This is a genomic window from Lentzea jiangxiensis (assembly GCF_900104175.1).
Classification (GTDB): Bacteria; Actinomycetota; Actinomycetes; order Mycobacteriales; family Pseudonocardiaceae; genus Lentzea; species Lentzea jiangxiensis.
Window position 1 is genome coordinate 178514 of record NZ_FNIX01000003.1, and the last position, 21473, is coordinate 199986.

General features: G+C 71.5%; 10 protein-coding genes. 1 reads left to right on the forward strand and 9 read right to left on the reverse strand.

All coding sequences use genetic code 11. The annotated features are described in order from the left end of the window. Nucleotides 1-493: 493 nt before the first annotated feature. The gene (locus BLQ91_RS12005; protein ID WP_245733356.1) at nt 494-3430 is read left to right on the forward strand and encodes an AfsR/SARP family transcriptional regulator; all 2937 of its coding nucleotides are present in this window, start codon (nt 494-496) and stop codon (nt 3428-3430) included. Between the two features lie 85 nt (nt 3431-3515). On the opposite strand, the gene BLQ91_RS12010 is transcribed toward BLQ91_RS12005, so the two are convergent. The 9 genes from BLQ91_RS12010 to BLQ91_RS42590 form a co-directional block, all read right to left on the reverse strand. Continuing rightward, nucleotides 3516-4928 carry a class I adenylate-forming enzyme family protein gene (locus tag BLQ91_RS12010; RefSeq protein ID WP_090096886.1) on the reverse strand — a complete coding sequence of 471 codons (1413 nt, stop codon included), beginning with the start codon at nt 4926-4928 and terminating at the stop codon, nt 3516-3518. A gap of 306 nt (nt 4929-5234) precedes the next feature. Then, on the reverse strand, nt 5235-5501 hold the full coding sequence (locus BLQ91_RS12015) for a DUF5988 family protein (RefSeq protein WP_245733357.1): 267 nt from the start codon (nt 5499-5501) through the stop codon (nt 5235-5237). Between the two features lie 177 nt (nt 5502-5678). Next, the gene (locus tag BLQ91_RS12020) at nt 5679-6422 is read right to left on the reverse strand and encodes a thioesterase II family protein (RefSeq protein ID WP_090096887.1); all 744 of its coding nucleotides are present in this window, start codon (nt 6420-6422) and stop codon (nt 5679-5681) included. After that, entirely contained in the window at nt 6419-7480 is a 1062-nt protein-coding gene (locus tag BLQ91_RS12025; protein ID WP_176959699.1) for an HAD-IIIC family phosphatase, read from the reverse strand. The genes BLQ91_RS12020 and BLQ91_RS12025 overlap by 4 nt, the downstream gene beginning before the upstream one ends. After that, on the reverse strand, nt 7477-8616 hold the full coding sequence (locus BLQ91_RS12030; protein WP_090096888.1) for an acyl-CoA dehydrogenase family protein: 1140 nt from the start codon (nt 8614-8616) through the stop codon (nt 7477-7479). Before BLQ91_RS12030 ends, BLQ91_RS12025 begins: the two co-directional genes overlap by 4 nt. Before the next feature lie 11 nt (nt 8617-8627). After that, nucleotides 8628-8879 (reverse strand): acyl carrier protein, encoded by a 252-nt coding sequence (locus BLQ91_RS12035; protein ID WP_090096889.1) that lies wholly within the window; start codon nt 8877-8879, stop codon nt 8628-8630. 45 nt (nt 8880-8924) lie between these two features. Next, nucleotides 8925-9776 (reverse strand): 3-hydroxyacyl-CoA dehydrogenase family protein, encoded by an 852-nt coding sequence (locus BLQ91_RS12040; protein ID WP_090096890.1) that lies wholly within the window; start codon nt 9774-9776, stop codon nt 8925-8927. Nucleotides 9777-9882: 106 nt separating this feature from the next. Beyond that, nucleotides 9883-12693: a type I polyketide synthase gene (locus tag BLQ91_RS12045; RefSeq protein WP_245733358.1), complete on the reverse strand. Its 2811-nt coding sequence runs from the start codon at nt 12691-12693 to the stop codon at nt 9883-9885. A gap of 7 nt (nt 12694-12700) precedes the next feature. Next, complete coding sequence (locus tag BLQ91_RS42590) at nt 12701-21472, reverse strand: type I polyketide synthase (RefSeq protein ID WP_090096891.1); 8772 nt, start codon at nt 21470-21472, stop codon at nt 12701-12703. Nucleotide 21473 lies beyond the last annotated feature (1 nt).

Below are 21473 nucleotides of genomic sequence, written 5' to 3' on the forward strand. Positions count from 1 at the left end.
GATGGCGCGACCCACGACCAAATGAGACACTCACATTACTGACTCATCAGTCAGCTCACGGTCGCCGCACCCGAGCAGGCGAAATCCGGGAATTCGTTGCGGTACGCGCAACACGTGGCAACACGTGGCATAACAACCGTAAAATCCCCGTCTTCGCAACCGCGTATTCGCGTAGGTGCACGCCCGCCGTCCGGAGCCATTCCAAATGAGATGGCGAGCGGGATCGTATGCATTGGATGCATTGCTTGTCGATGCACTGCGGCAACTTGACAACTTTCGTCACCCTGACTAACTTCGGGGAAGCAACGGGCGGGGCGAAGAAATTCGCGCCGGGACCACCGCCGGGGATGTTTCCACACTGTTAACCCAACCCTCCGGTCATTCAGGCGAACGCAGAGCAGAGCAACCGGCGCAGCACGAAGGACAAAGGCGCAAAGGGTCGTCAACCATGAGCCTCGCCCCTGACGACGGACTTATTTTCAGACTACTCGGAATGATCGAGGTAATCGGCTCCAAAGAGCAGATGCCGACACCTCCGCGTCGCCAGAGGACCGTTCTGACCGCGTTGCTGCTCGAGGCGAACCGCGTCGTCGGCATGGAACAGCTGATCTACCTCGTCTGGGAGCACTCCCCGCCGTCGACCGCGCGGGCGCAGATCCAGATCTGCGTGTCCGCGCTCCGGCGGGAGTTCACCAGGGCGGGCGTCGACGCCCAGATCGAGACCCGGCAACCCGGCTACCTGTTGCGAGTCGCTGCGGACAAGATCGACATCTCCCTCTTCGAACGCCGCGTGGCCGCCGCCGACCTCGCCGTCCGCCAGGGCCGTCTGGAGGACGCGGCGACGATTCTGCGCGCGGCGTTGTCCCTGTGGCGCGGACCGGCTCTCAACGGGGCGGGCGCCACCTTGCAGAGCAAAGCGATCCGGCTGGAGGAGAAACGACTGGCAGCGCTGGAGAACTGCGTCGAGGCCGAGTTGTCACTCGGCCGCCACCACGCCCTCATCGGTGAGCTGCACAGCGTCGTGACCGAGAATCCGCTGCGGGAGCGCCTGCGGGGCCAGTTGATGGTCGCGCTCTACCGCGCCGGCCGGCAACCCGAGGCACTCGAGGTCTACCGCGCGGGCCGCGACCTGTTCATCGAACGCCTCGGCCTCGAACCCAGCGACCAGCTGCGCAGGCTCGAGAGAGCGATCCTCACCGATGACGAGGTGCTGCGACTGGACCACGAGGACCGGGCCCAGGTCGCCGCCCACAACGTCGTGTCACCGCACCAGCTCCCGGCCGCGACCTCGGACTTCATCGGCCGCCAGGAAGTGGTTGCGCGTGTCCAGGACGTGCTGTCCGGTGATCACATGACGATGCACGTGGTCAACATCTCCGGCAAGGCGGGCATCGGCAAGAGCGCTCTCGCCGTGCACGTCGCCCACCGCGTCGCCGCCGAGACCTACCCGGACGGTCAGCTGTACTGCGACCTGCGCGGTACCCACGCCCAACCGGCCACACCGGCCGAGGTTCTCGGCCGCTTCCTCTCCGCCCTGGGAGTCATGGGCTCGTCGCTGCCCGACGGCGTCGACGAACGGGCGGACATGTACCGCAGCATGCTCGCGCACCGCCGGGTGCTGGTCGTTCTGGACGACGCGGCCAGCGAGTCGCAGGTGCACCAGCTCCTGCCGGGCTCGCCGTCGTGCGGCGTCATCGTCACGAGCAGGGCTCGGCTGACCGGTCTCGCCGGATCTCATCTGGTCGAGGTCGACTGCATGAACTCCGACGACTCGCGGGAACTGCTGGGGCGCATCATCGGCAGGCAACGCCTGGAGAGCGAACCGGTCGCCGTGCCGGCGTTGATAGACGCCGTGGGAGGGCTTCCACTGGCGCTGCGCATCATCGGCGCGCGTCTCGCGGCTCGTCCGCACTGGCCCCTCGCCTCGTTGGTCGGCCGCCTCTCCGACGAACGCCATCGACTCGACGAGCTCGCGCACGGCGACATGGTCGTGCGCGCCAGCCTGTCGCTCACCTACGACGGCCTCGCGCCCGAAGCCCGCCGGATGATGCGGCTGATGTCGTTGCTCGAAGCGGAGAACCTGCCGAGCTGGACCGCCTCGGCTCTCACCAACGACGACCACCGCAGTTTCGACTTGGTGGAGCGCCTGGTCGACGCGCAGCTGGTCGACGTGGTGGGCACCGACATCACCGGCCTGCCGCGGTACCGCTTCCACGACCTGATCCGCCTGTACGCCAAGGAGCAGGCCGCCGCGCACGAGACCCTGGACACGCAGCTGACCTCCGTGGAACGGGTCGTCGGAGGCTGGCTCGCGATGGCCGAACAAGCACACCGCCGCCTGTACGGCGGCGACTTCACCTTGCTGCACGGCCACGGGAAGCGCTGGCAACCGCCCGCGCAGCACCTGGACCAGGTGCTGCAGGACCCGATGAGCTGGCTGGAGAGCGAGCACCAGAACCTCTGCGCAGCCGTCCTCCAGGCGGCCGACGCCGGCTTGGACGAGCTGTGCTGGGACCTGGCGATAACGCTCGTGACGCTGTTCGAGAGCCGCAGCCGCTTCGACGACTGGCAGCAGACCCACGAACGGGCGTTGGAGGCCGTGCGCAGGGCCGGCAACAAGCGCGGCACCGCGGCCCTGCTCTGCTCGCTCGGTTCACTGCACCACAGCCAGCGGCGCATGGACGCGACCCGCGCCGCTCTGGTGCCCGCCCTGGACCTCTTCACCGAGCTCGACGACACCCACGGGATGGCGCTGGCGCGCCGCAACCTCGGGCTGCTGGAGTACACCGAAGGCCGTCCCGAGGTGGCACAGCGGATATTCGAGCAGTCGCTGTCCGGCTTCGAGCAGGTCGGCGACGTCATCGGCCGGGCCCACGTCGTGTCGCACCTCGCCCAGCTGTCGCTCGACCGCGGCGAGAACGAACTGGCGGCCGACCAGTTGCGCGACGCCCTCGGCATGTGCCGGGAGATCTCCAGTCCACGGGTGGAAGCCCAGCTGCTGTACCGGCTCGGTGGTGCGATGCTCGCGCAGGGACGGTACGAGCAGGCGCGCCAGCTCCTGACGTCGGTGCTCACGATGGTGCAACGCTCCGGCGACACCGTCGGGGAGAGCTATGCCCTGCATTCACTCGGCCTGATCCACAGCCGCATGCGCATGGTCGAGGAGGCGAGCGACCTGCTGTGGCGAGCGATTCGGCTGTGCGAGGAGAACGTCGACCGCCTCGGAGCCGCGCGGGTCCAGCTCGACCTCGCCCAGCTGGTGGCGCAGCGCGGGGAGGCGTTCCACGCGATCGCCATCGTGGAACAGGCGATAGCGACGTTCCAGGAGCTGCGGCTCGCGTCGTGGGAGAGCAAGGCCCTGGCCGTGCTGGAAAAGGTCGCGGCGCAGAGCCCGCTGTCGGCCGCGGCCACGTCGAACGGCGGGTTCTAGATTTCCGGGTGTTCGGGGAAGTCGACCGCGCACCGCGTGACCGACTCCCCCAGGATCGTGGCGTCGTGCTGCTCCGCCACCGCGTTCACGAATCCTCCGCGAGTGCGCGCTCCTCCAGTTGCTTGCGGTCCGGCTTCCCGTTCCGGTTCAACGGGAACCGGCCGACCACGGTGACCCGGTTCGGCTGTTCGTACTTCGGCAGGATGTTGTTGATCAGCTCACGCCAGTGGGCCGGATCGCGTTTCTGCTCGTCCTCCACGTAGAACACGAGCGTCGAACCGCGCCGCTCGTCCGGCAGCGCCACGATCATCGCGATGCAGCCGCGTGCGGCCAGCGTGTGTTCGATGATCTCGGGGTGCAGTGTGTAGCCGTTGCGGTGCACTGCCGTCTTGCGGCCGGCCACGAACAGGTTGCCGTCGGCGTCGAGGTAGCCGAAGTCGTTGGTGGCGTACCACTCCCGTGCGACCGGCGTGACCGTACCCTGCGGATCGAGGTACCCCTCCATGAGATCCGGGTCCAGCACTTCGATCTCACCGATCTGACCGGCGGGGAGCACCGAGCCGTCCTCCCCGCGGATGCGCACCTCCATGCCCTCGACCGGCCGACCCGTTCCGACCGGGTTGTCCGGCGTCGCGAACGCGACGTTGCCCATCTCGGTGCTGCCGTAGGAGTCCAGCAACGGCAGGCCGTACACCTCGGCCGCCCGGTGGGACAGGGCCGGGTCGAGCGGCGCGGCACCGCTGCACAGCATGCGGACCTCACCGAACATGCCGAGGAACGACCGTTGCCGCTCCACGATGTTCAGGATGCTCTTGTAGGTGGCGGGCGTCGCGTCGACCACGGTCGCGCCCACCATCCCTGCGAGCCGCAGCGCGCGGTCCAGCCTGCGGTACGGGGCGATCACCAGCGAGCACCGCACGAGCCAGGCGATGAGGACCATGGAGATCCCGTACTGGTGGTTGAACGGCAGCAACGGGAGCAGGACGTCGTCGGGGCGGTGGCCGACGAGGTCCGCGTTGCGCTGGAGGTTCTTCAGGAACCGGCCACCGTTCTTCACGACCCCCTTGGGCTCGCCGGTCGAGCCGGAGGACCACATGATGATGCTGTCCGGCAGCTCGCACCACGCCGAGAAGTCCAGCGCCGCGTCGGCCGGTTTCCGGCCGCAGGCGCCCACGGCGAGCTCGTAGCAGTGCACGACCTCCTGGTCGTGCGAGATGGGGGCCTCGTCGTCGACGATGACCATTTTGACCAGTGAACGAGTGCAGGCTTCCGCCGTCTGGCCGGGCTTCTGCTGGTGGTCGACCAGCACCACGGACGCACCGACGTGCATCAGCGCCAAGAGCGTGCTGAGGTAGGAGACGGAGTTGTCGACCTTCACCAGGACGCGGTCGCCGAGGCCGAGACCCTTCTCGCGCAGCACGTCCGCGGTGCACAGGGCGCGCTGTTCGAGCTCGTCGAAGGTGAAAGTGACATCCGGGGCGAACAACATTGCCGGCATCGGATCAGCTCCTTCAGAACGGCTGTCACAAAACAAGGTGTTGCACGAAACTCCGACTACCGCCCACGGGGCGGTAGTCGTGTGATTAATGGTTCTTCTTCTCAACCGCGCCGTGCGGGAGACAGGAAAAATTGCGTTGACCGCGCAAACTGCTGAACACTGAAATCACGAGCCTGCGATGGGAAGAACACCGCAACACCGGCACAGCGAAGTCCGTTGGCCGGTCACGTGGTCACCGGCCGCGAACCGGCCGCCGACGCCGAGGGCGTTGTGGCCCGCGGCGCCGACGGCCCTCCGCGGTCCGCTTCACTCGGCGAGGCGAGTGCGCCCGGTCCAGCGGAACACCACCTCAGCGCGCTCGCCGGGTGCGGCGCCGTCCCGTTCGAAGTGCTCGTGCCCGCCGTAGTGCGGGATCTTCACCTTCCTCTCCTCGCGGTGGACCCGCTGTGACCGGATCTCCTGCGGCAGGTCAGCGGGGCCGCCGTGCAGCACCGCGTCGACGAGGTAGCCGGAATTGCCGCCGGCGGCGGCAACAATGTCGTTCGCACCGTTGATCTGCACAGCCTCGGTCATGCTGGGTTCCTTTCGCCACGAGTCGTGAGCTTTGCCTGCGATGTCCTCGCTGCCCTGTGCCACGGCAGGAGTTGCGATCGGTCATCGGGAAGATCTCGGCCACCACGAACAAACCCGCGCGGGGGTGCGTGGTCGGAACCGCGTGCGAATCCTGGCCCTGCCGGGGAGGCAGGCGGCTCAGCCGGCCATCCTCATGCGGACGACGTCGAGCACCTCCGGCACCCGGCCCTCGAGGTAGAAGTGGCCGCCGGGGTAGGTGACCACCGCGGAATCCGCGGACAGCTCCTGCCACGCGGCCAGTTCGGACTTCTCGGCGCGGGGGTCGTCGACCCCGCCGAAGGCGGTCAGGGGGATCGGCAGCGGCGGCCCGGGGACGTGCCGGTAGACCTCGTTGACGGACAGGTCCGCGCGCAGCAGCGGCAGGAACATCTCCAGCAGCGAGCGCTCCTTCAGCAGGACGTCCGGGAAGCCACCCAGCGCGCGCAGTTCCTCGACGAGGTCGTCGGTGGGCAGCGCGCGCAGTTCCCTGCGGGTGTTGGGCAGCTGGGGTGCCGCCCGGCCCGACACGAACAGGTGCCGGGGTGGCGGTCCTCCCCGCTCGACGATCCGCCGCGCCACCAGGTAGGCGACCAGGGCCCCGACGCTGTGCCCGAACAGGGCGTAGTCGCCGGTGAGCTCCGCGCCCAGCCCGTCGACGATGTCGTCGACCAGCGCGTCGGGGTCGTGGTGCGCGGTCTCGCGCCCGCGGGCCGCGCGGCCGGGGAGCTCCACCGGGCAGATGACCAGGTCGTCGTTCCCCGCCGCACGCCAGCCGGCGTACACCGCCGCGCTGGCACCCGCGTGCGGGAAGCAGAACAACCGGGTCCCGGTTCCCGTGCTGCCGTAGGGCAGCCAGCTCCGGGTGGTGCTCGCCGTGGTCATTCGACGACCACCTTGAGGTACGCGGGAGGCGGCTGGATCTGCTCGAGGCCGGACTCCAGCACCAGGCGGTTGTCGTCGCGGGAGATCTCGCTGAACCCCGCGAACGCGTAGGTCACGTACATCACCCGGTTCCGGCCGGTCTCGACGAAGTCCGCCCGCAGCTTGGCACCGTCCTCCTTCGCCAGCCGCATCACGTGGTTGAGCAGCACCGTGCCGACACCGCGTGCCATCACGCGGCACGACATCAGCATCATCCGCAGGTGCCACGCGGGCTGGCCGCGCTCCACGAGCGCGAGACCGATCTTGCCGTAGCCGCCGTACTTGTCGGTCAGCGACGCGACGAGCAGCAGGTGGTCGGGCGAGGTGCGCAGCGCGTCGAGCTCGTCGTAGGAGTACGTGCGGCCGGTCGAGTTCAGCTGGTTGGTGCGCACGGTAAGCTCCTCCGCGCGCTGCAGGTCCTCCTGCTTGGCCCGGCTGATCGTGAACACCATGTCCAACGTGGACAGGAAGGCCTCGTTGGTGCCCGTGTAGTCGAGTTCCGCCTGGTCACGCACCACAGCCGCGCGGTAGAGCTCGCGGCGCACCCGGGACTCGTCGGTGACGAACCTCGGCTGGAACTCCTCCGAGGCGAGCTCCACGGCGATCCGCGCGCTGTCGACCGTCTTCACCGCGGGCAGCGCGTGGGCGACCTCCTCCAGCTCGAACGGCTGGTCGTCGACGAACGCGATCGCGTCCAGCCCGATGTTGAGCTCCTTGGCGATCCGCTCGACCGACTGGGACTTGGGGTTCCAGTTGATCTGCGGGTACAGGAAGTACTCGTCGAGGCCTTCCGCCTTCAGCCGCGCCATGGCGGCGTCGTGGTCGTTGCGGCTGGCCACGGAGTGCAGCACGCCCAGCTCGTCGAGCCGTTTGATCTCCGCCACGACATCGGGGCGCACGCGCACCTCGCCGTCCTCGAGCAGAGTGCCGTCCCACAGGGTGTTGTCCAGGTCCCACACCACACATTTGATGCGACCGCGCTTCGGCTTGGCCGGAGCGGCGATGTCCGTCTGCGTCACTGCGCCACCTCTCGATATGCCTCGGCCGCGATCGTCAGCTCCTGCACCTGGGTGCTGCCTTCGATGACCTCGGTGACCTTGCTGTCGCGGTACAGCCGCCCGACGGGGTAGTCAGGGCTGAACCCGTTGGCGCCGTGGATCTGGACGGCGTCGCCCGCGATCCGCACGGCCGAAGTCGACGCGTGGTACTTCGCCACCCACGTCGCCATGATCGTCGCCGGGTCACCCGCGTCCTTGAGAGCGCCCGCCTTCTCGCACAACAGCCTCGCCGCGTCGCGGGCCGTCACCATTCCGCTCATCATCTGCCGCACGTGCGGCAGATCCCGCAGCAGGACACCGCCGGCCGACCGGACCGACGTGTAGGCGGCGCACGCCTCGATCGCGGCCCGGATGATGCCGACCGAACCGCACGCCACGCTGTAGCGGCCGAGGTCCAGCGCGTTGGTCATGACCGTTCCCGCCGCCCAGCCCTGCGGTCCGAGCAGCGCGGTCGGTTCCAGGCGCACGTCGGTGAACTCGATCTCGGCGAGCATGCTCGCCGTCGTGCCCATCACGTGCGGCAGCGGGGTGACCCGGACGCCCGGGCGGTCCGACTCCACCAGGAAGGTGCTGGTGCCGGCGCCGGTCGTCGCGAACACCATGAACACGTCGGCGACCTGACCGCCGGTGATCCACTTCTTCCTGCCGTTGAGGATCCAGCCGTCCTGGTCCCGCACCGCCGTGGTGCCCTCCGCGGTGGAGTCGCTGCCGCTGTGGTCCGGTTCGGTCAGGCAGAACGCGCCGAGCTTCTCACCGCGGGCGAGGGCCCGCAGCCACTGCTCCTGCTGCGCCGGCTCGCCCCACCGGTGCACCGACGCGCTGACCATCGAGTGCACGGTCAGGAGGCTGCGCAGACCCGAGCACCCCCGGCCGATCTCCTCGTGCACGCGCCCGACCGTGACCATGTCCATGGCCTCACCGTCGAACTCCGGGGGGAGGAACGGCGCCCACAGGCCCAGGTCGGCCACGCGCGACAGGACCTCGCGCGGGATCCACTCCTCCCTCTCGAAGGTGTTGGCGCGGGGCGCGATCTCCAGATCGACGAACCGCCCGACCTCCGCGAGGTCAGCCGGTCCACGCCGCGTTTCCGCTTTCATCACCGCTCCGCTCAGCCCACGGCGGCGGACGTCTGCCGCGCCACCAGGTCGGCCATCAACGACACGGACCGGAAGTTGCCCAGGTGCAGCTCCTCGTTCGGGATGCGGGTACCGAACGCCTTCTCGATGAACATGACCAGCTCCATCGCGAACAGGGAGTTCACGAAGCCGAGCGCGAAGATGTCCTCCTCGTCGGAGAACGTCACGTCGGGGAACTTGGTCGTGATGAAGGTGCGGATCTGGGTGCAGGCGTCGTTCGACATTGCTGGACCTTTCTCGTGTGGAACGCTGGAACCGAGGGGGCGAGATCAGCCCATGCTCTGGTAGGAGTAGAAGCCCTGGCCGCTCTTGCGCCCGTGCAGACCGGCGTCGGTCATCTTCTTGAGCAGCGGGCAGGGGCGGTACTTGCTGTCGTTGAACTGCTCGTAGAGCACCTCGACGCTGTACAGGATCGTGTCGACGCCGATGAGGTCGGCCGTCTCCAGCGGTCCCATGGGGTGGCCGAAGCAGCTGCGGAACACCTCGTCGACGGTCTTCGCGTCGGCGACGCCCTCGTGGACGAGGAAGGCCGCCTCGTTGACGGTCAGCATGAGCACGCGGTTGGACACGAACCCGGAGGCGTCGTTGACCGGGATCGGCTTCTTGCCCATCGACTCCAGCAGCGCGCGCACCGTCTCCTTGGTCTGCTCACTCGTGTGGTAGCCGGGGATGAACTCGCACGCGGGCTTCATCGGCACCGGGTTCATGAAGTGCACGCCCATCACCTTGTCCGGGCGCGAGGTCAGGGCGGCGATCTTGGTGATCGGGATCGCCGACGTGTTCGCCACGAACACGGTGTCCGCCTTGCAGACGAGGTCGAGCTGGGCGTACAGCGCGCTCTTGAGATCCCAGTTCTCGGTGATGTTCTCGATCACCACCTCGGTCTCGGCGAGCAGTTCGAGCGAGGTGCCGACGGTGATCGACGCCAGCACCGCCGCGGCGTCGACCTCCGGGCCGCCGAGCATCCGGCTCATCCGGCACTCCAGCTCGATCCGGCCGAGCGCCGCGTCCAGCGCGTCCGGGTTGTTGTCCACCAGGACCACGGTGTGCCCCTTCTGGGCCAGGTCCTGTGCGACGCCGGTGCCCATCACACCGGCTCCGACAACTCCGACGTTCGTCATCGCTACTCCTCGACTGCATTGCTCGTGGGAAGGAAATCGTTCGGGCACACCGGTTTCGTCGCGTACGTGGACGCGACGAAGCCGGGCTCGGCGATGTGGCGCGCGGTCAGCCCGTCCGGCCGGCGTCGGCCGCTCGGGCGCCCCTCGGAACCGTGGTCGCGGACCCCGGGGCGGTGGGTTCGAGCCAGTAGCGCTCACGCTGGAAGGCGTAGCCGGGCACGGTGGTCTTCCTGGCCCCGCGACCGGACTGGTAGGCGTGCCAGTCGACGTCCACACCGGACAGCCAGAGCCTGCCGAGCGCTTCGGCCGCCGACTCGGTGTCCTGCTTCGGGTCCGCTTCACCGGGGAGGGTCGGCACGAGGTGGGTCCAGGACTTCTGGGGGAAGTCCGGATGTCCTCGGAACATCGACCCCAGCGACTGCCCCGCACCGAGCTCGACGAACGCGGTGTCCGGCCAGTGCGCGGCCAGGTGGCCGATCATGGTGGCGAACTGCACCGGACGGCACATGTGCTCGGCCCAGTAGCCGGGGTCCCCCAGCTGCCTCTCGGTGATCGGCAGCCCGGTGACGTTGGACAGGTACGGCGTCTCGGGCGCACGGGGGCTGAGGTTCTGCCTGACCCAGGCGGTGAGCTGGGCCGCCGCCGGCCGCAGGGAACGCGAGTGGAACGCGTGGGTGGTCCGCAGCGGCCTCGCGGGCACCCCCGCCGTGGCGAGCTTCTCGGTGAGCTGGCCGACGCCCTCGACGGGGCCGGACACGACGATCATGCGGGGGCCGTTGACCGCGGCGACGTCGAGGGAGAAACCCGCGAGATCGCCCACCAACCCGGTCAGTTCGGTCTCCGACAGCGGAACGGCGGCCATCGCTCCGGCGGGCAGCGCCGAGATCAGCTCGGCCCTCCTCGCCACCAGGGCGGTGGCCTCCCGCAGGGTCAGGCTGCCCGCGAGCGCCGCCGTGGCGAACTCGCCGACGCTGTACCCCGCCAGGACCGAGGGCTCGACGCCCCAGGCCGTCAGCAGCCTGCCGAGCGCGTAGTCGATCGCGAAGACACCGGGCTGGACGACGACCGTGTCCGCGGACCCGCCGGCTTCGGCCTCCGGAGCGCGGCCGAGCAGGGCGGCCAGACCGCCGCCGCCCGTCTTCCGCGCACCGACGAGACCGGCGACCGGGTCGAAGCCGAGGTGCCCGCGGAACAGCTCGGCGCACTCGTCGACCGCCGCGCGGAACACCGGTTCGGTGGCGTACAGGCCACCGGCCATGCCGTCGTACTGCTCCCCCACCCCGGCGAGCAGGAAGCCCGCTCGTCGCGCGCTCACGCCGGTTTCGGCGAGCACCCGCGTCGGCGAGGTCAGCGCCTGCACCGCGTCGGCGCCCGACGAGACCACGGCCATCCGCCGGTGCTCGAACGCCCTGCGGCCGACCTGCAGCGTGTAGGCGGCGTCCACCGGGTCCGCCCAGTGCGCGGCGGCCGCGGCCAGGTTCGCGGTCGCGGCGTCGGCCGCCTCGGCCGTGCGGGCCGACCAGACCAGCAGCTGGTGCGGACGCGCCGCCGGTCGCACGTCGTCGTCGACCGGGCTTTCCTCGATGACGACGTGGACGTCCGCGCCGCCGTAGCCGTGCGCGTTGACGCCGGCGAGCCGTGGGCGTTCGCCGCGCGGCCAGTCGGTCAGCTCCGCCACCACCGCGAGCCGGTCGCCGGACGCGGCCAGGCGCGGATTCGGTGCGGAGAAGTTCACGGCGGGCGGCAGCTTCTCGTGGTGCAGCGCGAGAGCCGCCTTGATCAGGCGGGCGATCCCGCCCGCCTGGTTGATGTGACCGAGGTTGCCGTCGGTCGAGCCGAGCGTGACCCGCTCGACGCCGTCCACGCCGAAGACCTCCTGCAGCGCCATGACCTCCACGGCGTCACCGAAGGGGGTGCCCATCGCGGTCACCTCGACGTGGTCGATCTCGGCGGGGTCGACTCCCGCGACGGCCAGCGCCTCGGCCATCACGGCGGTCTGGCCCGGCACCCCGGGCACACCGAACCCCTGGCGGCCGTTCCTGCCCTCGTGCAGCGCGGCCCAGCCGCGGATGACCGCGTAGATCCGGTCCCCGTCGGCCTGGGCGTCCTCGAGCCTGCGCAGCACGACCACACCGACGCCGTCACCGGGGATCTTGCCGTTGGCGCCGGCGTCGAGGACGCGGCTGACGCCGTCCGGGGAGAACTCGCTGCCCTCGTGGTGCAGGTAGCCGGGGTACTGCGGGACGATCACCGAGACCGCGCCCGCGACGACCAGGTCCGACTCGCCGGCGAGCAGGCTGCCGCAGCCGGCGGCGACCGCGGCGAGCGCGGTCGAGCTGCAGCTCTGGACGCTCACCGACGGTCCGGTGAGGTCGAGCGCGTAGGACACCCGCGACGGGAGCAGGTCCTTCTCGTTCTGCAGCACGAGGTGGTCGGGCCCGTAGGTGAGCACGGCCTCGTCGTTCTGCAGCAGGTTGGACAGCAGGTAGGTGCTCGGCGCACCACCGGCGAACACCCCGACCAGGCCGTCGAAGCGGCTGGGATCGACGCCCGCGTCCTCCAGCGCGTGCCACGAGCACTCGAGGAACAGGCGGTGCTGCGGGTCGGCCACCTCGGCGTCGGACCTGCTGAAGCCGAAGAAGCCGGCGTCGAAGCGGTCCACATCGGACAGCAGGCCCGACGCGGCGACGAAGGCGGGGTCGTCCACCAGCTCCTGCGGCACGCCGGCCGCCAGCAGCTCGGCCGGGCTCATCCTCGTGATCCCGTCCCGCCCCGCGCACAGGTCGGCCCAGAACCGGCCGATGTCCGGAGCGCCGGGGAAGTTCCCGGCCATGCCCACGATCGCGATGTCGTTGCCCGTGTCGCGTTCTGGACCGGTCTCCAGTTCGGGACTGGTCTCGTGCTCTCGTGTGGTCACCTGTTCCTCACCTTCGGGTCCCGGTCTGGCGCCTGCGCAGGGCTCCGGCGCGCGCACGGCGCCGTTCACCGCGGGCGGACGCGTCCCCGGCCACGTCCGCGAGGTCCGGCCCCGCCGCCGCCTCCGGTGCGGCGAGCAGGGTCGCGAACTCGGCGATGGTCGGCTTCTCGAACAACGTCGCCGGCGCCAGCTCGACGCCGAGCTCCTTGCCGATGCGGCCGATCACCACCAGACCGATCAGCGAGGTGCCGCCGAGGTCGAAGAACCGGTCGTCGACGCCGACCTGCTCGAGCCCCAGGCAGGCCTGCCAGATCTCGGCCACCTGCTGCTCGGCCGGCGTCCTCGGAGCCACGTACGGGGTGCGCAGCTCCGGACGGGGGTAGCGCTTGTCGTCGGCCAGGTCGACCGCCGCGCCGCCCACCAGGGCGTCGAGGGAGTCGAGCTGGGCCAGTGCGGCCAGTGCGTCGGAGAGCTCCAGCGACAGCACGGCCACCTGCGTCTCGCCGGAGGCCACGATGCGGGACAGCAGTTCGGTCCCCTCCTCGGTCGGGATGCCGAACTCCTCGCGGAACCGCTTCGAGCTCTCCTGCATCTCGGCCGAGCCGGCGAGGCCCGCGGACGTCCACGGGTCGAGCTGCCACGGTCCCCACGCCACGGACACGACGCGCTTGGCGACCCCGCCCGTGTTGGCCTCCACGAGCGCGAAGGAGTCGAGGAACGCGTTCGCCGCCGAGTAGTCGGTCGCGCCGACGCCGACGGTCAGGCTCGCCACCGACGAGTAGAGCACCAGCAGTTCCACCGGGTCGTCGCGCAGCGCGTCGGCCAGGGCCAGCGTGCCCGCCACCTTCGGCGCGAGCACCGCGGCCGCCTGCTCCTCGGTCTTGGTCTGCAGCAGGCCGCCACCGGCGACGCCCGCCGCGTGCACGACGCCGTGCAGCTCACCGAAGTGCGACCGGACGTCCCGCACCAGCGAGGCGACCTGGGCGGGGTCGCTGACGTCGGCCTGGGCGACGAACACCTCGGCGCCCAGCGCGCGCAGCTCCGCGACGGCCATGAGCACGCCGCTGGTCTTGTCGTTGACGCCCTTCTCCGCGATCCAGGCGTCCCAGGTGTCCTCCGGCGGCAACCCCTTGCGGCCCGCCAGCGCGAGCCTGGTGCCGAGCGGGGCCAGTCGCCGCGCCAGTGCCAGGCCGAGCTCGCCCAGACCGCCGGTGATGAGGTAGACACCGCCCGGACGCCAGGCCTCGGAGTCGGCGACCTCCGGCAGCCCGACCACCTCGAAGTCGCGCACCCAGCGGCGGCCGTGCCGCCACGCGACCACACCGACACCGTCCACGGTGTCCGAAGTGGACGCGGCCAGGGCGTCGAGCTCGCGCAGCGCCTGGAGGGCGTGGTCGCCGTCCGTGCCGAGGTCGGCGTACTGCGACCGGACCAGGGGGTACTCCGCGGCGATGGCGCTCGTGATGCCCGCGATGGTCGCGGCGTGCGGGTCCTTCGCGTCACCGGCGAGGACCTCGAACCCGTTCGCGGCCAGGCTGACCAGTTCGACCCGCCTGCCCGCGCACTCCGTGCCGATGGCCTTGCCGAGCCGCATCAGGCTGTAGAAGCCGCTTTCCTGACCGGTGTCGGTGAGACCGTAGGCGTGCACGATCCGGACCGGCTCGCCGGTGGTGCCCGCGAGCAGGGCGCGGTAGTCCTCCTGGTCCTGCGGCCGGGTGTGCGCGTGGACGACCTCGTGCCCGGCTTCCCGTGCCAGCGCGGCGAACCTGTCGGCGAACCCGCCCGGTTCGGCGAGGAGCACCAGCGGCCCGGCCGGGGCGGGCCGCGGCCGGCTGTTGTCGCGCCGCCAGGTGGGCACGTGGGCTTTGAGGCCGTCGTAGGACGGCATCCCGGTGTTCGCCGCGGTGGCGGGTGCCGCCGAACCGGTGGCGCCGGTCGCCGCGACCTCGGGCCAGTAGCGGGTGCGCTGGAAGCGGTACGCGGGCAGTGGGACGAACACGCGTTCCGCGTCGGCACCGCTCGCCCAGTCCACCGGCACGCCGTGCTCCCACAGCGCGCCGAGCGCGGCGAGCCACGACCGGCGGCCCTGTTCCAGCGGCAGGCTGACCACCGGGGTCGCGGTGTCAGCGCCCGAACCGGCCTCGACGAGGACCTCGGCGTGGCGGCTCAGCACCGGCAGGCCGTCGGCGATCCGGCCGGGCTCTCCCGCCCAGTGGGCGGCGTCGCGCACCTCGGCCGCGGTCAGCGCGGCGCCGGTGCGCGAGGACACCACGGTGATCGCGGGCTCCGCCACCTCGGTGGGCACCGTCCCGTCCAGGGCCAGCGCCAGACCGTCCGCCGGCGACAGCATTCCGCCGACGACCGCGGCGACGCACTCCCCCACCCCGGCGCCGAGCACGACGGCCGGGACCAGGTCGCGCGAACCGAGCAACCGGGCGAGGGCGTACTCGACCGCGAACACGACGGCCCGCTCGTCGGCCTCCGCCTCGCCGTGCAACGCGCCCAGCAGGTCCACCCGCCCGTGGAGCAGGCCGGCGCACTCGTCGATCGCGGCGCTGAACGCCGGTTCGGTGCGGTACAGCTCCTCGGTGGTGCCGCGCCACGCGCCGGGGTCCGCGGGCAGGAGGAGACCGAAGCGGCGCTTCTCCTCGACGACCGAACCGGTGACGCCCGCCCGCAGGGACGCGATGGCGTCCGCGGTGTCGCGCACGGCGAACGCGGACCGCACCGGCAGCGCGCTGCGCCCGGACTGCGTGGTGTGCGCGACGTCGGCCAGTTCCAGCTCCGGGTGCGCCTCCAGGTGGTCGGCCAGCGCCGCGGCGTTCGCGCGCAGGCTGGACTCGCTGTGGCCGGACACCGTGAGCAGCTGCCACGGCGGTCCCGGTCGCGGCACCGGCCTCTGAGGTGCCTGTTCCAGTACGAAGTGGACGTTCGACCCCGACCAGCCGAACGAGCTGACGCCCGCCCGCAGCACGCCGCCCGCGTCCGCGGGGAAGGGCCTCGCGGTCTGCACGGGCCGGACGGGACCGTCCAGCGTGACGACCGAGTTGGGGGTGGTCATGTTCAGGTTGGCCGGGATCTCGCCGTGTTCCAGCGCGAGCACGGTCTTGACCAGACCGGCCATTCCGGCCGCGGCCAGGGTGTGGCCGACGTTGGACTTGACCGCGCCGACGTACAGCGGCTCCGGCGCGGAGCGCTCGCCGAAGACCTCCTGCAGGGCGGTGAACTCGATGGCGTCGCCGAGCTGCGTGCCGGAGCCGTGCGCCTCGACGTAGCCGATGTCGTCGGTCCGCACGCCCGCGTCGGCGTGGGCGGCGCGGATGACCGCGATCTGCGCGGCCCGGTTGGGCGCGGTGAGACCGTTGCTGCGGCCGTCCTGGTTGGTCGCCGTGCCGCGGATCACCGCACGGGTGCGTTGTCCTGCGGGGACGTCCTGGGTGCGGCGCAGGACGACCACGCCGCCGCCCTCACCGATCACGTACCCGTCGGCGGACTCGTCGAAGGTCTTGGTGCGGCCGTCGGCGGCGAGCATGCTCATCTTGCAGGACTGGACGAACACCTCCGGGTTGATCATCGTGGAGGAGGCGCCGACGATCGCGATGTCGCACTCGCCGCGGCGCAGGCTCTGCACGGCCAGGTGCATGGCGCTGAGCGCGGAGGAGCACGCGGTGTCCACGGTCAGGCAGGGGCCGCGCAGGTCGAGCTGGTGCGCGATCCGGCCGGCGGCCGCGGACAGCGAGCTGCCCAGGCCGAAGTACGGGTCGTCCCCGGCCTCGGCACCGTCGGCCTCCAGCTGCCGCATGCTGTACTGGATGGTGTCGATCAGCCCGGCGAACACGCCGGTGCGGCTGCCGCGCAGCTCCTCCGCGGTGAGCGAGGAGTCCTCCAGCGCCTCCCAGACGAGCTCCATGAGCAGCCGGAAGCTCGGGTCGGTGCGGCGCGCCTCCTGCGGCGAGAGCCCGAAGAACGCGGCGTCCCAGCCCGCGATGTCGGTGACGAACGCGCCGTGCTGCGTGTAGGCCTTGCCCGGCGCGGTGCGGTCGAGGTCCAGGTAGTCGGCGGCGTTCCACCGGTCCGCCGGGGCGAGGCTGACGAGGTCCTTGCCCTGCATGAGGTTCTGCCAGTAGTCGTCGACCGTGTCACTGCCACCCGCGAAGCGGCAGGACATGCCGACCACGGCGATCTCCTGGCCCTGCGCGGTGTTCGCGCGCAGGGTGGTCTTCGTCGCCGAGGACTGCTCCCGCGGGCCGAGCTCGGCGAGCAGGTGTGCGGCGAGCGCGGCCGGGCTCGGGTGGTCGAAGACGATGGTGGGCGGCAGCGCCAGGCCGGTCTCGGCGTTGAGGCGGCCGCGCAGCTCCACCGCGGTGAGCGAGTCGATGCCCAGCTTGGTGAACAGCTGCTGGGCGCTCACCTCGTCCTCGTGGCCGAGCACGGCGGAGGTGTGGGTGAGCACGAGCCGGTGCAGCACGCGTTCACGTTCGGCCTGGGGCATGCCGGCGAGCCGCGTCCGCCACGCCGTGGTGACCTCGGCGCCCTCTTCGGCACGCCGCGCGTCGGCCTCGGCGATCGCCACGACCTCGGGCAGGTCGGCGAGCAGCGGGCTCGGCCGCAGCGCGGCGAACGGCGGGGCGAACTTCGGCCACTCGAACGCGGCCACGGTCAGCGCGGTCTCGTCCCGGCCGAGCGCGCGCCGCAGCGCGAGCACGCCCAGTTCCGGCGCCATGGCCGGCACACCGAGGTCGCTGAGCAGCTGGTCCGCCTGGCCGCTCACACCCATGCCGACCTCGCCCCAGCGGCCCCAGGCGACGGAGGTGGCGGGAAGACCGCGGAACCGGCGCTGCTGCGCGACGGCCTCCAGGTAGGCGTTCGCGGCTCCGTAGACGCTCTGCGCGGGGTTGCCGACGGACGCCGCGATCGAGGAGAACAGCACGAAGGCGTCCAGGTCGAGCCCGTCGGTGAGCTCTTCGAGGTTCCGCGTTCCGGAGACCTTGGCGCGCAACGCGTCCACGTAGGACTCGCGGCCGACCGTCTCGATCTGCCCGACCTCGAGGACTCCCGCGAGGTGGAACACTGCGCGCAGGTCGTCGCGGACGTCGGCGACGACGGTCTCGAGCGCGTCGCGGTCGGCGACGTCGCAGGCGACGATGGAGACCCTGCTGCCCAGGTCCTCCCGCAGGGACTCCGCGCCCGGCGCGTTCCCGCCGGTCCGGGAGACCAGCACCACGCGGTCCGCGCCCGCCTCGGCCAGCCAGCGGGCGACCACACCGCCGAGACCGCCGGTGCCGCCGGTCACCAGAACCGTGCCCCGCGGCTTCCAGGGACGCGGCGGCTCGGCGTTCTCGGCGTGCGCCAGGCGACGACCGAACACGCCGGCCGCGCGGATCGCGACCTGGTCCTCGCCGCGGGGACCGGCGACCACGGCGCCGAGGAGCGCGCTGACGCGATCGGACGGCTCGGCCGGGACGTCGACCAACCCGCCCCACAACCGCGGGTGTTCCAGCGCGGCGGCACGGCCGAAGCCCCAGAGCTGGGCCTGGACCGCGGAGGCGGGCGCCTCGTGCGGGCCGGTCGCGACGGCCTGGCGGGTGACCGTCCACAGTGGAGCAGTGATCTCACGGGCCGCCAGTTCCTGCACCAGCGACAGGGTCGCCTCGGCGCCGAACGACAGGCCGCCGGTCTCGTGCTCGTCGAGGCCGACCAGGGAGAGCACACCGTCGAACGCCGGGATGCCGTCCACCGCGGCGGCGACCGAGGCCCGGTCCGGCGCGGTGAGCACCACGTGGTCGACCTCGGCTCCCCGCAGTGCCGCCGCAGCGGCTCCGGTCCAGTCGCCGGAACGCGGCGAGGAGACCAGCAGCCAGCGCCCGGACGCCTCGGCCGGCTCCGGCGCGAACTGCTTCCAGTGCACGCGATAGCCCAGCGCGTCCACTTCGGACTCGTTCGCGCGGGAGCTGCGCCAGCGCGCGAGCGCCGGGAGGACGTCGCCGAGAGGGGCCTGCGCGTCCGGCAGCTCCAGCTCGGCGGCCAGCTCCTCGGCGTCGCCGCTCGCCACGACGGACCAGAACCGGGCGTCCTCACCACCGGTGCCGCCCGTGACGTCTCCGGCGTCCTCGAGCCAGTAGCGCCGGCGCTGGAACGGGTAGGTCGGCAGCGAGACGACACGGGCACCGGTGCCGTCGAGGTAGGCGGCCCAGTCGACGGCGATGCCGTTGACGTGCAGGGCGGCGAGCGCGGACACGAGGGTGCGGACCGGTTCGCGCTCCTTGCGCTGGGCGGCGGCGAACACCACGCCGTCCGGCAGTGCGGAGCGGCCCATCGCGGTCAGCGGGGCGTCCGGGCCCAGCTCGAGGAACGCGGTCACTCCCCGCCGGCGCAGGGTCTCGACGGCGTCGGCGAAGCGCACCGCCTCGCGGGCGTGCTCGACCCAGTACCGCGGGTCGGTCAGCCGCTCGGCGAGCTCGCCGGTCAGCGTGGAGACGACCGGGATGGCGGGCTCGCCGTAGGTGAGGTCACGGGCGATCTCCGCGAACTCGGCCAGCATCGGGTCCATGAGGCTGGAGTGGAAGGCGTGCGACACCTTCAGCCGCGTGGTGCGGCGGTCGGAGAACCGCCCGGCCACCGCGAGGACGGCCTCCTCGGCGCCGGACAGCACCACCGCGCGGGGGCCGTTGACCGCGGCCAGGCACACGTCGTCGTTCAGGTGGGGGCGGACCTCGTCCTCGGTCGCCTCGACCGCCACCATCGCCCCACCGGCGGGCAGCGCCTGCATCAGGCGGCCTCGGGCGAGCACCAGCCGCGCCGCGTCGGGCAGGGACAGCACCCCCGCGACGTGGGCGGCGGCCAGCTCACCGATCGAGTGCCCCGCCAGCAGGTCGGGAACCACACCCCACGAGCTGACCAGGCGGAACAGCGCCACCTCGAAGGCGAACAGCGCGGGCTGCGCGAACTCGGTGCGGTTCAGCCGCTCGGCGTCGTCGCCGAACACGACGTCGCGCACACCCGGCAGGTACTCGCAGACCTCGTCGAACGCGGTCGCGAAGGCCGGGAAGGCCTCGTGCAGCTCACGGCCCATGCCGAGCTGCTGCGAGCCCTGGCCGCTGAACAGCACGGCCAGCTTCCCGGTGGTGGCGAACCCGGTGACGGCCCCGGCGTCGCCGTCGGCCACCGCGCGCAGTCCCGCGGTCAGCTCGTCGGGGCCGGCCCCGACGACGACCGCGCGGTGGTCCATCGCCGCGCGGGCGGTGGCCAGCGACAGCGCGACGTCCACGGGTTCGTCGGAGGCAGCGTCCACGCTGGACAGCAGTGCCGCGGCCTGCGCCCGCACCGCGGCGGGAGACGCTCCCGACAGGACGTAAGGCACCACAGCCGGCGCCTGGACCTCGCGCGGCGGCAGCGGCTCCTCCGGCACCTGCTCCAGGATGACGTGGGCGTTGGTGCCGCTGATGCCGAACGAGGACACCCCGGCCCGGCGCGGCCTGTCCGCCTCCGGCCACGGCCGCTGCCGCGAGAGCAGCGAGATCGATCCGGCCGACCAGTCGACGTGCTCGGACGGCCGGTCGACGTGCAGGCTCGCCGGGAGGACCCCGTGCCGCATCGCCTCGACCATCTTGATGACGCCGGCGACGCCCGCGGCGCACTGCGTGTGCCCGATGTTGGACTTGACCGAGCCGATCCACAGCGGCTCGGCGCGGTTCTGGCCGTAGGTGGCGATCAGGGCCTGCGCCTCGATCGGGTCGCCGAGCTTCGTGCCGGTGCCGTGCGCCTCGACCGCGTCCACGTCCGACGGGGACAGCTTCGCGTTGGCCAGGGCCTGGCGGATCACGGCTTGCTGGGACGGGCCGTTCGGGGCGGTCAGGCCGTTGGACGTGCCGTCGGAGTTGACCGCGCTGCCCCGCACCACCGCCAGCACCGGGTGGCCGTTGCGCCGTGCGTCGGACAACCGCTCCAGCACCAGCACGCCGGCGCCTTCCGCCCAGTTCGTGCCGTCGGCGCCGGCGGCGAACGGCTTGCACCGGCCGTTCGCGGCCAGCCCGCGCTGGCGGGAGAAGTCGACGAACGGGCCGGGGCTCGCCATGACCGTCACGCCGCCCGCCAGGGCGAGGGTGGACTCCCCCGTCCGCAGCGAACGGGCGGCCAGGTGCAGCGCCACCAGCGAGGAGGAGCAGGCGGTGTCGACGGACACGGACGGCCCCTGCAGGCCCAGCACGTAGGAGATCCGGCCGGACACGACACTGCCCAGGGTGCCGGTGGCGAGGTAGCCCTCGTACTCCTCCGGCACCGCGGTGAGCCGGGTGGCGTACTCGGTGTTCGTGACACCGGCGAAGACGCCGGTCGCGCTGCCCTTGAGCGAGGTCGGGTCGATGCCCGCGCTCTCGATGGCCTCCCAGGCGGTCTCCAGCAGCAGCCGCTGCTGCGGGTCGGTCGCCTCGGCCTCGCGCGGCGAGATGCCGAACAGCTCGGCGTCGAACTCGTCGGCGTCGTGCAGGAAGCCGCTCTCGCGGACGTAGGTGGTGCCCGGCCGCTCCGGGTCCGGGTGGTAGAGACCCTCGAGGTCCCAGCCGCGGTTGGTGGGGAACGGCGAGATGGCGTCACCCCCGGTGCTGACGAGGTCCCACAGCTGCTGGGGTGAACGGATCTCACCGGGGAAGCGGCAGCTCATCGCGATGATCGCGATCGGCTCGGTGTCGCGTTCCTCGGACTCCCGCAGCTGCCGACGGCTCTCCCGCAGGTCCGCCGCCATTCGCTTGAGGTAGTCGACGTACTGCTCTTCGGTGGGCATC